We start from the raw sequence: 14508 nt of genomic DNA, 5'->3' as shown, positions 1-14508 counted from the left end.
GCGCCGGGGGGCGCGGTTCCCCTCGGAGCGGGAGCAGCGGAGATCGGTCCATGGAGCCGTGGCCCGGTTCCGGGGCAGGGCCCGCCCCGGGGTCCGGTGCCACCGGGGCGTCGGTGTCCGTCAGGGCGTGCCGGGCCTCCGCGAGGCCGATACCGCGCCGGAAGGCCGCCATCAGACCGGGGTCGTGCCCGGCCGGGTGCTCCGGGCGGGGCTCCTGGCGCGGTGCGGGACCGCCGCGCAACTGCGGCACCAGATGCTCCAGGGCCCGGCGGCGGGGCAGCCGGGGCCGGTCCGCGGCCCCGTCCCGAAGACCTCGGGGCGCGGGCGGGGCGGCCGGGGTTCCGACGGGGCGGACGGAACCCCCGGGGCCCCGGGCACCGTCGGACCGGGCGTCCGGCCCGGAAACGGACGGCGCGGCAGCGGACGGCGGGGCGACGGACGGCACGGCAGCGGACGGCGAAAACACGGCGGGCGATCCGGACCGCTCCCCCCGGGCCCCCCGCACCGGCAGCCGCGGCGGGGCTCCGTCGTTCCCGGGCGGCACCCCGGGCGCCGGGACGTGCGGGGCGGAACCGTTCCGCCCGGCGGTGTCCGGCCCCGCGGCGGCCGGGTGTCCGGCGGTCCGGTCCCCGGCGGCCCGCGGCGCGGCGGCCGGGGAGGGCACCGCCGGGCGCGGTTCCACCGGCGGTGCCACGGCCACCGCCTCCACCACCGCCCCCGCCGACGCCCCGGCGCCGGGACCCGCGCCGAGAGCCGCGCCGGGCGCCTCCTCCGGACGGAGCCCGTCGGCGGGCCCGGTGGCCGCCGCGCCCAGCAGGTCCTGCGGCAGGACCAGGACGGCCTGGACCCCGCCGTAGATGTTGGACTGCACCCGCACGGTGATCCCGTGCCGTCTGGCCAGCATGGAGACCACGTAGAGCCCGATGCGGCCGTCGGCGAGCATCCGGGCGGCGTTGACCTGGTCGGGGTCGGCGAGCAGGGCGTTCATCCGGTGCTGCTCGTCGGCGGGCATGCCGAGCCCCCGGTCCTCGACCTCCACGGCGAGCCCGGAGGTGACGAGGCCCGCGCGGAGCAGGACGGGTGTGTGGGGCGCGGAGAACACGGTGGCGTTCTCGACGAGTTCGGCCAGCAGATGGATGACGTCCGCGACGGCGTGGCCGCGCAGGGTGCCGTCGATGGGCGGCACCAGGCGGACCCGGGAGTACTGCTCGACCTCGGCGATGGCCGAGCGGAGCACCTCGGTCATGTCGACCGGGTTGCTCCACTGGCGGCGGGAGACGGCGCCGCCGAGCACGGCGAGGTTCTCGGCGTGGCGGCGGACGCGGGTGGCGAGGTGGTCGACGTGGAAGAGGCCCTTGAGCAGGTCCGGGTCCTCGATCGCGTTCTCCAGCTCGTCCAGGATCGAGATCTCCCGGTGCACGAGCGACTGCAGCCGCCGGGCGAGGTTGACGAAGACCTCCAGCTTCTGTTCGCTGCCGGTCTGGCTGGAGAGCTGCGCGGCCTCGACGACGGCGGTGAGGGCGCCGTCGTGGGCCCGGGCGAGGTCGCCCGCGAGCAGGTCGAAGTCGTCGGCGTCCTTCGGGGGGCCGCCGCGCGGGGTGCGCGGGGGCGGGCCCTCGCCGCGCCGCATCGCCTCGACCACGGCGCGCAGTTCGCCCTCGTCGCGCACGGTGTCGCGGCGCAGCGCGCCGACCCGCTCGTGGACGGAGCGCGCGGCGCGGTCGGCGGCGATGGCCGCGATGGCGACGGCCGCGAGGGTCAGTGAGACGGCCCCGGCGAGGACCCCCCACAGCGCGGGGCCGGGCGGGACGGCCGTCGACCGGACGGTGAACAGCACGGCCGCGCAGCCGCCGAGGGCCACCGCGATGGGCGGCAGCACGGCGAGGCGCAGGAGCTGGGGCCGTATGTGGGTCTCGGGCAGCGCGGGGGCGGTACGGGCGGCGGGGCGGCCGTGCCGTCCGCCCTCACGGCGGTCCGCTCGCGCGGCGGGGGCGCGGAGGTGAGACATCGAGGATCCTCGTACTGGTCCGTCGGGCCTGGGCGGCCGCTCGGGGTACGGCGGACGCCACGCGGGCACGCGACGTCACGCGGGCACGCGTCATCGCGGCGCCGGCCGAACGGACCGGAGGCCCGGTCCCGCGTCGGCCGACGGGCACCGACAGTAGTCGCCCGAGCGACCTGCCCGGTGGCCAGTTGACAAAGTCCCCCGGCCGCGTCCCGCCTTGGAATGAGGCGTCGTACGACAGCCCGATAACCCGGTGAAGCATCCGTTCCCCAAGGGGGTCCGACCGGTCGGACCCGATCGGAAACGGTCACGTTCGGTGACCGTGGCGGGCGTGCCCTCCGGACCCGGGAGGGCACGCCCGGGCCGTCAGCCGTCGTAGTCCACCGCCAGGGTGTCGGAGACGGGGTACGACTGGCAGGTGAGCACATAACCGGCGTCGACCTCGGACTCCTCGAGGGCGAAGTTGCGCCGCATGTCGGCCGTGCCCCGGGTGACGAGGGCGCGGCAGGTGCCGCAGACGCCGCCCTTGCAGGCGAAGGGCAGGTCGGGCCGGTGCCGCTGGGCCCCGTCGAGGAGGGTCCGGTCCCGGGGGAGGGTGAGGGTCGTGGAGCGGCCGTCCAGGGTGAGGGTGACCTCGCTGACCGGCCCGTCGGGACCGGCGTCCTCGTGCCGCATCTCCCGCACGGGTTCGTCGTCGGCGTGGAACAGCTCCCGGTGGACCCGGCCGGCGGGGACGCCCAGCCCGGTCAGGACCCGCTGGGCGTCGCGGACCATGCCGTGCGGGCCGCACAGCCACCAGTGGTCGGCGGCCCGTACGTCGACGAGGGCGCCGACGAGGGCCGCGAGCCGTTCCGCGTCGAGCCGTCCGGAGAGCACCTCGGCCTCCCTGGGCTCCCGGGAGAGGACGTGGGCGAGCTGGAAGCGGGCCGGGTGGAGGTCCTTGAGGTCGGCCAGTTCGTCGGCGAACATCACCGTGTCGGTGCGGCGGTTGCCGTAGAAGAGGGTGACGGTGGAGCGGTCGTCGGCGGCCAGGACCGACTCGGCGATGGACATCATGGGGGTGATGCCGGAGCCGGCCGCGATCAGCACATGGTGCCCGGGGACGGTCAGGTCGGGCGTGAACAGGCCGGTGGGGGCCATCACCTCCACGGTGTCGCCGGGGCGCACCCCGTCGACCAGCCAGGAGGAGAAGAGGCCGCCGGGCACCGCCCGCACCCCGATCCGGGGCGGCGATCCGGCCGGGGAGCAGATCGAGTACGTGCGCCGCTCGTCCCGGCCGTCGACCTCCCGCCGCAGGGTGAGCGACTGGCCCGGCGCGAAGGCGAACTCCCCGGCCAGCTCGTCCGGCACCTCGAAGCCGACGGCCACCGCGTCCGCGCAGAGCCGCTGGACGGCGGCGACACGCAGCCGGTGGAAGCGGGGACGGCGGCGGACGCCGGCGGGGGTCCGCGCGGCGGGGGCGGTCGGGGCCATCTAGATCTCCTTGAGGTACTCGAACGGCTCGCGGCAGTCCAGGCAGCGCCAGAGCGCCTTGCAGGCCGTGGCGGCGAAGCGGGAGGTCTCCTCGGTCCGGGCCGAGCCGCAGCGGGGGCAGGGCACGGTGCGCCGGGTGGGCGACAGCACCAGGGGGACCGGGCCCCGGGGCGCGGCGCCGGGCGGGGCGATGCCGTGCTCGGCGAGCTTGCGGCGGCCCTCCTCGGTGATCCAGTCGCTGGTCCACGGCGGGCTGAGCACGGTGCGGATCTCCACCCGGGGGTATCCCGCCCCGCGCAGCCGCGCGGCGACGTCGGCGCGCATCTCGGCCATGGCGGGGCAGCCGGAGTAGGTGGGGGTGAGGCTCGCGACGACCGTGCCGTCCCCGGTCATCTCGACGCCGCGCAGCACGCCGAGGTCGGCGAGGGTGAGTATGGGGAGCTCGGGGTCCGGCACCCGTCCGGCGACGCGGCGGGCGCGGCGGACGTCCGGCGGGGTGGTCACCATGTCGCCTCCGGGTGGGCGCGGGCCACGCTCTGCAACTCCTCGACCAGGGGCGCGAGATGGCCGGTGTGGACGCCGTCGCGGCCGGAGCCGGGCAGCCCGGGGCCCCGCGGCGCGGGGAGGCCGGCCTCCTCGGTGACCTGCCGCAGTACGGCGTCGACCTGCGCGCGCACGTCGTACGCGGCGAACAGCTCGTCCAGGTAGGGGGCCACCTGCTCCAGGGCGGCGCGGGTGCGGCGGTGCGACTCCTCGGTGCCGTCACCGAGGCGCACCACCCACTCGGCGGCGTACTGGCGGTGGTAGGCCAGTTCCTTGGCGCCCTTGGCGGCGACCGCGGCGAGGACGGGGTCGGGGTGCGGGAGGAGCCGCTCGAAGTGCGCGAGGCGCCAGCTCGCGAGCACCAGCAGCCGGACGACGGTGAACGCGAAGTCGCCGTTGGGGAGTTCGGCCAGGCGGACGTTGCGGAAGGCGTCGGCGTCCCGGAAGTAGGCGTAGGCGTCCTCGTCCCGGCCGGTGCCGTCGGCCTGTCCGGCGCGGGAGTAGAGCAGCCGGGCCTGGCCGATGAGGTCGAGGCCGATGTTGGCGAGCGCGACCTCCTCCTCCAGCTCGGGGGCCCGGGTCGTCCACTCCGCGAGCCGCTGGGCGAGGACCAGGGCGTCGTCCCCGAGGGCCACGCACCCGGCGGCCAGGGCGGCGGTGTCGACGCCCTCGGGCACGGTGGTGTCGACACCGTGCAGCGGGGACTCGAAGCCGGTGCCGTAGGCCCAGCGGGCGTCGTCCTCGTGCCCCTCGGTGAGGGACAGGTAGACGTGGTCGTCGCTCATGCCCTGCTCCTAGATGTGCGGGACGTCCTCGGGGATGTCGTAGAAGGTGGGGTGGCGGTAGACCTTGTCGGCGCTGGGGGCGAAGAAGGGGTCCTTCTCGTCGCGCGTGGTGGCGGCGATGTGCTCGGAGCGCACCACCCAGATGCTCACGCCCTCGTTGCGCCGGGTGTAGAGGTCCCGGGCGTGGGTGAGCGCCATCGCGTCGTCGGCGGCGTGCAGCGAGCCGACGTGGACGTGGTTGAGGCCGCGCTTGCCGCGCACGAACACCTCGTACAGCGGCCAGCCCTGCTGTCCGGCGGTCATGCCGCGGCTCCCTTCCCGGCACGGGCGGCCCGCTTGGCCGCGTGGGCGGTGGCGGCCTCGCGCACCCAGGCGCCCTCCTCGTGGGCGGTGCGGCGCCGCTCCATCCGCTGCGCGTTGCACGGGCCGTCGCCCTTGATGACACGGGTCAGCTCGTCCCAGTCGGGGGTGCCGAAGTCGTGGTGGCCGCGCTCCTCGTTCCAGCGCAGCTCGGGGTCGGGGAGGGTGACGCCGAGCCGGGCGGCCTGGGGGACGGTCATGTCGACGAAGCGCCGGCGCAGTTCGTCGTTGCTGTGCCGCTTGATCTTCCAGGCCATCGAGCGGGCCGAGTTGGGCGAGGCGTCGTCGGGCGGCCCGAACATCATCAGGGACGGCCACCACCAGCGGTCCACCGCGTCCTGGACCATCTCCCGCTGGGCGTCGGTGCCGCGCATCATGGTCATCAGCAGCTCGTAGCCCTGGCGCTGGTGGAAGGACTCCTCCTTGCAGATGCGGACCATCGCGCGCGCGTAGGGGCCGTACGAACTGCGGCACAGGGGCACCTGGTTGCAGATGGCGGCGCCGTCCACGAACCAGCCGATCACTCCGACGTCGGCGAAGCCGAGCGTGGGGTAGTTGAAGATCGACGAGTACTTCTGGCGCCCCTCGACGAGCCGCTGGGTGAGGTCGGCGCGGTCGACGCCCAGGGTCTCCGCCGCCGAGTACAGGTAGAGCCCGTGGCCGGCCTCGTCCTGGACCTTGGCGAAGAGGATCGCCTTGCGGCGCAGGGAGGGGGCGCGGGTGATCCACTCGCCCTCGGGCTGCATGCCGATGATCTCCGAGTGCGCGTGCTGGGCGATCTGCCGCACGAGCGTGGCCCGGTAGGCGTCCGGCATCCAGTCGCGCGGCTCGACGCGCCGGTCCCGCGCGATGGTGGCGTCGAAGTGCTCCAGCAGCGGGTCCGGGGCGGTGTCCGGCGCCCCGGTGGAGTGTGTCGTCGTCATCGAGTACCAGCTTCCCAACCGACCATTCGTTCGGTACCAGTGTGGCGGCTTTCCGCCCGCCGGGCAAGAGCCGGGGGAGCGCCCGGTGACGGCGCGGGGACCGGGTGCGATGACGGCGGTGAAGCGCGGTCCCCGGGCCGGGAGCCGGGGAGGCGGTCGCCGCCGGAGAGCCGGGAGCCGGGGCCGCGATCGCCGTCCGGGAGCCGGGGAGCCCGTGGAACCCGGGCCCGTGGAGCCGGGCGCCGGGCTCAGAGCCCCAGCCGGGAGAGGTCGCCCGCCACCGCCTCCGCGAAGGCGCGGACCCGCGCGTTCTCCCGGTCACCGTGCCAGACCAGGCCGAGCGCGGACTCGGGGACCCCGGTGACCGGGACGTACGACACGTCCCGGCGGTGGTGGTACTCGGTGGTCGGCCGGCACAGCAGCATCACGCCCCGGCCCGCCGCGACCAGCGACAGCCCCTCCTGGAGGGTGCCCACCGCCGGGCCCTGCGGGACCGGGGCACCGCCCGGGGTGCGGGTGGGCGCCTGGACCTCGCGCCAGTAGCCGGGCGCCGGGGCGGCCACCCCGACGAGGGGCGAGTCGGCCAGCTCCTCCGCGTCCAGGACGGCCCGCCCGGCGAAGGGGTGGCGCCGGGAGACCGCCAGGTACTGCGGCTGGCGGGAGAAGACCGGCCCGAGGACGAAGTCGGGCTCCTGGACCGGCAGCAGGACGACGGCGGTGTCCACCTCGTCGCGGTGCAGCGGCCCGAAGGGGTCGGAGAGCGGCAGCTCGGTGATCCGGGACTCGCAGCCGGGGTGGCGGTCCTCGAACTCCCGCACCACCTCCATGAAGCCGTACCCCGCGACGCCCTGGAAGCCGATGCGCAGGGGCCCGCCGCCGAGGGCCGCGGCGCGGGCGTTCTCGACGGTGGCGCGCAGGGCGGCGTAGGCGGGGCGCAGGGAGCCGAGGAAGTCCTCGCCGAGGGGGGTGAGCCGCACCCTGCGGCTCGTGCGGTCGACCAGGCGGGCGCCTATGCGCCGCTCCAGGGCGCGGATGAGCTGGCTCACCCGGCCCTGGGAGACGTACAGCCTCTCCCCCGTCCGGCCGAAGTGGAGCTCCTCGGCGAGGACCAGGAAGCACTCCAGCTCGCGGATCTCCACGGAACCCCCCGACGGGGGGTTCCCCCCGGGGACCCCCGGACCGATGACGGTCATGGTCATGCCTCCCACACTGCGCGCACGCGCGGTCGCCGGGTGTCCGCTCCGCGCGCCGATCGATTAGCCCACCTCATGGAAGCATGAGAAGTTCACGCTTGTTCCGCCTCCGGCCGCCGAGTTGGCTGGGACCATGGCAAAAGTTGAGGATCTGTCCGTACAGCAGCCCGCGTCGAGGGGGGCCGGGAGCCGCGGGTGGCCCGCGGTGGTCGCGGTGGCGGCCGGAACGTTCACCGTGGTCACGTCGGAGATGCTGCCGGTGGGACTGCTCACGCCGATCGGCGGGGCGCTGGACGTCAGCGAGGGGACGGCGGGGCTGACGCTCACCGTCACCGGGCTGGTCGGCGCCTTCTCCGCGCCGCTGGTCACCTCGGCGGTGGGGCGGCTCGACCGCCGCGTGGTGCTCTGTTCCCTGATGCTGCTCCTGGCGCTGGCCAATGTGCTGGCCGCCTGGTCGCCGAACTTCGCGGTGATGATGGCCGCCCGGGTGCTGGTCGGCGTCGGCATGGGCGGCGTGTGGTCGCTCGCGGGCGGGCTCGGCGTCCGGCTGGTCCCGGCCCGGTCCGTCGGACCGGCGACCTCCATGATCTTCAGCGGAATCGCCATCGCCTCGGTGCTGGGCGTCCCGGCCGGTGTGTACATCGGTGAACTGGCGGGCTGGCGCGAGGCGTTCCTCGCCATCGCCGGGCTGGCGCTGGTGGTGACGGTCGCCATGGCGGTGCTGCTGCCCCCGCTGCCCGCCGAGCGGGCGGTCGCCCTGGGCGGTGTGCTGCGGCTGTTCGGCAACCCCCGGGTGGCCTCCGGACTCGCCGTGGTGGCCCTGCTGGTGACCGGCCACTTCGCCGCCTACACCTATGTCAGGCCGGTCCTGGAGGACGTGTCCGGCGTCCGGGACTCGACGATCGGCACCCTGCTGCTCGTCTACGGCATCGCGGGCATCGCGGGCAACTTCCTGGTCGGCGCCCGGGTCGGGCGGTCGGTGCGGGGCGTCCTCGTGGTGATCAGCGCGGCGCTGGCGGCCTCGGTGCTGCTGGTCCCGCTGCTGGGGCTCTCCGTGACCGGTGCCGCGATCCTGCTGGTGGTGTGGGGACTTGCCTACGGCGGGGTGTCGGTGAGCACCCAGACCTGGCTGGCGCTGGCCGCACCGCAGGCGCGGGAGGGCGTGACCTCCCTGTTCGTGGGCGTGTTCAACGGGGCCATCGCCCTGGGCGCCTTCGCGGGCGGCCGGGCCGCGGACGGTCCGGGCATCGAGTCGGTGCTCTGGCTGGGCGGCGCGCTGGCCCTCGGCGCGCTCCTGGTCAGCGCACTCGGGCGGGCCCCCTCCCCGGCCGCCGCGGTGGCGCCGCAGGAGTGAGCAGAGCGGCCGGACGGCTCCCCATGGGCCGTCCGGCTCGGTCCGGTGGTCCCTCGTCCCCCGTCGGCCACCGGACCGCACCCCTCCGCGCCCGCTCCCCGCCCGCTCCCCGCCCTTTGGACATGGCGCCGCCGTAACCGCAGCGTGTGAGGGGTATGCCGAAGTATGGACGGAATATTTCCTTCCATACCTATTCGCTATCAACTCTTGCGTTCTGCGGCTCTTGTTGTGATGGGATGGACGTCGTTCGGTCCATGGAGACGAGACGCGATCACGGGAATCGGGGGAAGGACGTCCGCGCACCGCCGCGATCCGGCCGCGCGGACGCGTCCGGGCCGGGTGACACCCACCGGGCCGGCCCCGGCGGAGCTCCGACCGTGTCTCGAACGACGGGAGGGGCACAGAAGTGGAAAAGACCGGAACCTTACCCCCGGCCGGGGGTGCGACGTCCCCGGCGGCCCTTCTCGGGGAGCTGGCGCGGCGGCACGGACCGACCCTCGACCGGGCCCGCGAGACCCTCCGCACCCGGGCGCACTGGTCGCCCTACCCGGAGGACCCCGCCGCCTACGGCCCCGACGCGGCGGCGTCCGCCCGGGACGCCCTCGCGGCCCTGCGCGGCCGTACCCTCGACCTCGGCCAGCCGGGCCGGGACGGACTCGTCGGCCCGTCCCCCGCCGAGGGCGGCGAGCGCTCGCCCTACGGGCCCGAACTGGGCATCGCCTACCCGCACCACGACCCCGACGTCCTCGTCGCCGCCATGCGGCGGGCCATGCCGCGGTGGCGCGAGGCGGGCGTCCCGGCGCGGGCCGCCGTCTGCGCGGAGATCCTGGCCCGGCTCAACGCCGCCTCGCACGAACTGGCCCTGGCCGCCGAGCACACCAGCGGCCACAACCCGGTGATGGCCTTCCACGCCGGGGCCGTCCACGCCCAGGACCGGGGGCTGGAGGCCGTCGCCCAGGCCGTGGCGGAGCAGACCCGGCTGCCCGGCTCCGTCGTCTGGAGCAAGCCGATGCCGGACGGCGGACCGTTCGTCCTGGACAAGACGTTCACCCTCCGGCCCCGCGGGGTCTCGCTGCTCGTCTGCAACAGCGTCTTCCCCGCGTGGAACGGCTATCCCGGTCTCTTCGCCTCGCTCGCCACCGGCAACCCCGTCCTCGTCAAGCCCCATCCGAGCGCCGTGCTGCCGCTCGCGCTGACCGTGCGCACCGCCCGGGAGGTGCTGGCGGAGACCGGGTTCGACCCCGATCTGGTGTGCCTGGCCCCCGAACGGCCCGGCGAGGGGCTCGCCCGGCGGCTCGCCGTCCACCCCGACGTGCGGATCGTGGACTACTCGGGCACCACCGGCTTCGGTGACTGGCTGCGCCGCAACGCCTCCGGGGCCCGGGTCTTCACCAGCACGTCGGCCGTCAACAGCCTGCTCATCGAGTCCACCGACGCCTACCGGGGCATGCTGGCCAACCTGGCCTTCGGCCTCGCCCTCTACAGCGGCCAGCTCTGCACCAGCCCGCAGAACCTGCTGGTCCCCCGGGACGGCATCGCCACCGACGAGGGGCACAAGTCCTTCGACGAGGTGCTGACGGACCTCGGCGGCGCGCTGGCGGAGCTGCTCGCGGACCCCGCGTCCGCCGTCTCCGTCCTCGGCGCCCTGCTCTCGCCCGAGGTGCTGGCCCGGGTGGACAGGGCCGCGTCCGGCGCCCTCGGCCCGGTGGCCGTCGCCCCCCGCCGGATCGTCCACCCCGGCCACCCGGACGCGGTGGTCCGGACCCCCGCCGTGGTCGCCCTCGACGCGGCGCGCCCCGGCGACCTGGCCACCCTGTCCGCCGAGTGGCTGGGCCCCGTGCACTTCGCGGTCGCCGTCGACTCCGCCCGGGCGGGCGTCGACCTGCTGGCCCGCACCGCCCGGGAGCGCGGCTCGCTCTCGGCCGGCGCCTGGACCGTCTCCCCGGCGACACGGGCCGCGCTGGAGGACGCCTGTGCCGAGGCGGGCGTCATGCTGTCCCTCAACCTGATGGGCCACTGGTACATCACCCAGTCCGCCGTCTACTCGGACCTGCACGGCACGGGGCTGAACCCGGCGGCCGACGCGGTCTACTGCGACGCCGCCTTCGTCGGCGGCCGCTTCCACACGGTGGGCGTCCGCCGCCACCGCTCCCCGGACTGAGCGCCCCCGCGCCACCGGCCCACGCTGGAACGCCCCGCGACGACGGCACACGACGGCCCTCCCCACCCGCCCTCCCACCGGCCGTCCCGGGGACACGGACGGCCCGCGCCCCCGCGCCCGGCGGCACCCCCACCCGGCCGTTTCACCCTCTCCCCCTCCGCCTCCGCCTCTCACCGCGCGTCCCCCTTCCGCGATCCTCCTGACCCTCAGGGAGTGACCCCCCATGCTCTCGACCCCCACCCCGACCCTCGATCTCCCGCTGCGCGGCCGCGCGCGCGAACTGGCCCGGATCGCCGCCGTCCTGGAGGCGGCCCTCCGGGGCGGCACCGCCCTGATCCTCGTCGAGGCGCCCCCGGGCCACGGCAAGACACGGCTGCTGCGCGCCGCCATGGCCCTGGGCGAGCAACTCGGCTACACCCTGGCCGGACCGGGCGGCCTCCCCTGCCCTCCCCCGCGCCACGCCGCGGGCCCCCAGGCGCCCGGCCCGCTCCCCGGACCCGGCGGGACGGCCCCGGCCGGCCGCACCGGCCACCCCGGCGGCGACCCCGTCCTGGTCGTCCTGGACGGGCTCCAGGGCCCCGACCCGGCCGCCGGGACCGGAGCGGGGCTCCTCCCCCGGCACGGCCTCCCGCACGACCGGGTCGTCTGGCTGGCGGCGCGCCGTACCGACACCGGCCACGACCCGCGCGGCGTCCTGCTCTCCGACCCCCGCCGCCGCCACGAACACCTGGTCCTGGGCCCGCTCGGCGACGACGCCGCACTGCGGCTGGCGGCGGATCTGCTGGGCGCACCGCCCGGCCCCTCGGTGGCCCGGCTCGTGGAGCGGGCCGGCGGCCACCCCTGGCTGCTCACCGAACTGCTCACCGGGATGCGGGAGGAGGGCACCCTCCGCGTCGACGGCGGCCGGGCCCGGCTGACCGGGACGCGGCTGCCGGACCGGGTGCGCACCCGGCTGCGCACCACCCTCGCCCAGTACTCCCGGGAGTGCAGGCAGTTCCTGAACGTGGCCGCCGTGCTCGGCACCGAGGTGGAGTACACCGAGCTGTCGGCCATGCTCGGCCGCCCGCTGTCGGCGCTGCTGCCGGTCATGGAGGAGGCGTGCGCCACCGGAGTCGTCCGGCACGCGGCCGACCGGCTCGCCTTCCACAGCGGGTTCATGCGCCAGGCGGTCCGGGACGCGGTGCCCGACGCGCTCAAGCGGGTGCTGCGCCAGGAGGCGGCCCTGCTGCGCGCGTCGGGCGGTGCCCGGCCCGGCGCCCCGTTCCGGGCGGGGGTCCGGGTCCCGGACGGCGGGGCCGCCCCGCCGCCCGCGACGACGGTCCGGCGCCTCCCCGGGGCGGGTGCCGGACCCGGCCCTGGACCCGGCCCTGGTCCCGGCCCCTGGGACGGCTGCCCGCCCGGCGGCCACTGGCCGTTCTCCGCGGCGGAGCGGGCCGCGAGAGGGGGCGTGCCGGACGGGTCCCCGGTCCCGCCCGGCACGGTGGCCCCGGACGGGTTCCGGGAGGCGGAGGCCGAGCCGCCGCGGTACGGCGTCCCGGGTCCGCTGCTCAACCGGCGACAGCGGGAGCTGGTCCTCCTGGTCTCCCAGGGGCTGACCAACCGCCAGGCGGCCACCCGCCTCGGGCTCTCCCCCCACACCGTCAACTACCACCTGCGCAGGCTCTTCAAGAGCTACGGGGTGAACTCCCGCATCGACCTGCTGCGGGCGGTCGCCGAACACCACCGGCCCCCGGCCGGCGCCCCCGTCGCGCCCGGGGCGGGCCCGGACGGCGCCCCGCTCGCCCCCACCCTGCTGGCACCGCTGGCCCCCCGCCCGGCCGCCGCCCCGGCGACGGCCGCGCCGGTACCCCCGTCGGCCCTGTCCGGCGCCGGTTCCTCCGCCCCGCGCGGCTGACGCCCCCGTCCCGGCCCCTCCCCCTCCCTCCCCCTGGAGACAGCAGATGACCACCGAGACGCTCCCCATCTCCCGGCCCGCCCGCCTGCCCGCCCCCGCCGCCCGGACGGCCTGGCTGCGCGACGCCCTCGCGACCGAACCCGACGACGGAAGGTCCCCCGCGCTGAAGGAGGACGTCCGCTGCGACGTGTGCGTGGTCGGCGGCGGCTACACCGGTCTCTGGACCGCCCTGGAGATCCTGGACCGGGCCCCGGGCACCGACGTCGTCCTCGTCGACGCCGATGTCTGCGGCGGCGGCGCCAGCGGCGCCAACGCGGGCTATCTGATGCCCATGTGGGCCCGGTTCACCAGCCTCGTGGCCATCAGCGACCACGCCGAGGCCCGCCGGATCGGCGAGGCGTCCGAACGCGCCGTGGACGAGATCCTCGACTTCGTCGAGGCCCACGGCATCGACGCGGAGCACCGGCGCGGACCGTGGATGTGGGCCGCCTCGTCCGCGGCCCAGCGCGGCGCCTGGAACACGACCCTGGAGAGCCTGTCCAGGGCCGGGGTGGAGCCGCTGCGCGAGCTGACCGCCGACCGGGCCCGGCGGGCGGTGGGCACCCCCTCCCACCACGGAGCCGTGGTCGACCCGCACTGCGCCACGCTCCAGCCCGCCAAGCTGGTGCGCGGACTGCGCCGCGTGGCGCTGGACCGGGGCGTGCGCGTCCACGAGCACACGCCGCTCACCGCGCTCCGGCGGGAGAACGGCGCCACGGTGGCCGTGACCCCGGACGCCGACGTCCGCGCCGACCGGGTGGTGCTGGCCATCAACGCCTGGGCGGGGCGGCTCGGGGAGCTGGCGGACCTGATGGTCACGGTGGCCAGCGACACCGTCCTCACCGTGCCGGTGCCGGACCGGCTCGACGCGATCGGCTGGCGGGACGCCACCTCGGTGTGCGACGCCCGCAAGCGGCTGAACTACTACCGCACCACGGCCGACGGCCGCCTGCTCATCGGCAAGGGCGGGGTGGGGCTCGCCCGCGGCAACACGGGCGTCGACACCATGTGGGGCCGCGCCCTGCGCCCCGACGAGGTGCGGCGCCAGTTCCTCCGGCTCTTCCCCGACCTGCGCGACGTGCCGGTCGACATGATGTGGACGGCACCGGTCGAGTACGCGGTCACCTCCGTGCCGTTCGCCGGGTGGCTGCGCTCGGTGCCGGGCGTCTGCTATGCCACCGGGTACTCCGGCGACGGGGTGGGCCCCTCCAAGCTGATGGCCAAGGTGCTGGCGTCGCTGGTGCTGGGCACCGACGACGAGTGGTCCGGGTCCGCCCTGGCCCGCACCCCGGGCGGGTCGATACCCGGCGAGCCCCTGCGGTACGCCGGGTCCCGGGTGGCCCTGGCGGCGCAGCGGGCGCTGGAGGGGCGGGAGGACCGGGGCGCGTTCGTGCCGGGGCCGGTCAGACGGCTGGCGTCGGTCGACCCGTCCGCCTTCCGGCGCGACGGCCGCTCCCGCCCCCGGCGCCCGTCGCGCCGGGACGCCGCCCCACGTCCCTGAGCCCCGGCCGCGCGGGACGGGGACGGGACTCCGGGCGGCGCCGGGGCGGGGCGCTGAAGGGGGACGGACGGGGCGGGGCGCGGCGGGGGCCGGGCGGCGGGCGGCGGGCCGGGCGGTGGAGACGCGGTCCCGCCCGTCCCGCGCCCGCGCCCTCGGCCTCGCCCTCGCCCCTGCGGATGCCGAACGGCGGTGGGACGGCCGTTCGCCGTGCCGCGCCCGGGACCGGGCGGTCGTCGCGCCCGCCGCCGCCGACACCAGCGCCCCGGGACCCCGGGCC

Annotated in this window: 10 protein-coding genes and 1 pseudogene; 4 read left to right on the top strand and 7 right to left on the bottom strand. The window is 76.5% G+C overall.

The window, feature by feature from the left end:
* Positions 1-85: 85 nt before the first annotated feature.
* The 7 genes and pseudogenes from ACZ7LB_RS26065 to ACZ7LB_RS26035 all read right to left on the bottom strand — a co-directional run.
* Positions 86-2008: pseudogene (locus tag ACZ7LB_RS26065) on the bottom strand (sensor histidine kinase); the annotation flags it as partial.
* Positions 2009-2371: 363 nt separating this feature from the next.
* A complete protein-coding gene (gene paaE / locus ACZ7LB_RS26060) occupies positions 2372-3478 on the bottom strand; it encodes a 1,2-phenylacetyl-CoA epoxidase subunit PaaE (protein WP_471471646.1) in 1107 nt (368 codons plus the stop codon).
* The gene (gene paaD / locus ACZ7LB_RS26055; protein ID WP_471471645.1) at positions 3479-3985 is read right to left on the bottom strand and encodes a 1,2-phenylacetyl-CoA epoxidase subunit PaaD; all 507 of its coding nucleotides are present in this window, start codon (positions 3983-3985) and stop codon (positions 3479-3481) included.
* Complete coding sequence (gene paaC / locus ACZ7LB_RS26050; protein ID WP_471471644.1) at positions 3979-4806, bottom strand: 1,2-phenylacetyl-CoA epoxidase subunit PaaC; 828 nt, start codon at positions 4804-4806, stop codon at positions 3979-3981. Before paaC ends, paaD begins: the two co-directional genes overlap by 7 nt.
* A gap of 9 nt (positions 4807-4815) precedes the next feature.
* The gene (gene paaB / locus ACZ7LB_RS26045) at positions 4816-5109 is read right to left on the bottom strand and encodes a 1,2-phenylacetyl-CoA epoxidase subunit PaaB (RefSeq protein ID WP_161227743.1); all 294 of its coding nucleotides are present in this window, start codon (positions 5107-5109) and stop codon (positions 4816-4818) included.
* Positions 5106-6089 carry a 1,2-phenylacetyl-CoA epoxidase subunit PaaA gene (gene paaA / locus ACZ7LB_RS26040; protein WP_471471643.1) on the bottom strand — a complete coding sequence of 328 codons (984 nt, stop codon included), beginning with the start codon at positions 6087-6089 and terminating at the stop codon, positions 5106-5108. Before paaA ends, paaB begins: the two co-directional genes overlap by 4 nt.
* Positions 6090-6337: 248 nt before the next feature.
* Complete coding sequence (locus tag ACZ7LB_RS26035; RefSeq protein ID WP_471471725.1) at positions 6338-7282, bottom strand: LysR family transcriptional regulator; 945 nt, start codon at positions 7280-7282, stop codon at positions 6338-6340.
* A 205-nt stretch (positions 7283-7487) separates the two neighbouring features.
* Here ACZ7LB_RS26035 and ACZ7LB_RS26030 point away from each other — a divergent pair, with 205 nt between their 5' ends.
* The 4 genes from ACZ7LB_RS26030 (at position 7488) to ACZ7LB_RS26015 (ending at position 14231) form a co-directional block, all read left to right on the top strand.
* Positions 7488-8636 (top strand): MFS transporter, encoded by a 1149-nt coding sequence (locus ACZ7LB_RS26030; RefSeq protein WP_471471724.1) that lies wholly within the window; start codon positions 7488-7490, stop codon positions 8634-8636.
* A 406-nt stretch (positions 8637-9042) separates the two neighbouring features.
* Entirely contained in the window at positions 9043-10797 is a 1755-nt protein-coding gene (paaN, locus tag ACZ7LB_RS26025; protein ID WP_471471642.1) for a phenylacetic acid degradation protein PaaN, read from the top strand.
* A 223-nt stretch (positions 10798-11020) separates the two neighbouring features.
* A complete protein-coding gene (locus tag ACZ7LB_RS26020) occupies positions 11021-12691 on the top strand; it encodes a response regulator transcription factor (protein WP_471471641.1) in 1671 nt (556 codons plus the stop codon).
* Positions 12692-12737: 46 nt separating this feature from the next.
* Positions 12738-14231 (top strand): NAD(P)/FAD-dependent oxidoreductase, encoded by a 1494-nt coding sequence (locus ACZ7LB_RS26015; RefSeq protein ID WP_471471640.1) that lies wholly within the window; start codon positions 12738-12740, stop codon positions 14229-14231.
* The last annotated feature ends 277 nt before the right edge of the window (positions 14232-14508 follow it).

This window comes from Streptomyces sp. NPDC107521 (assembly GCF_055598485.1).
This window is presented reverse-complemented; position numbering and strand designations above follow the sequence as displayed.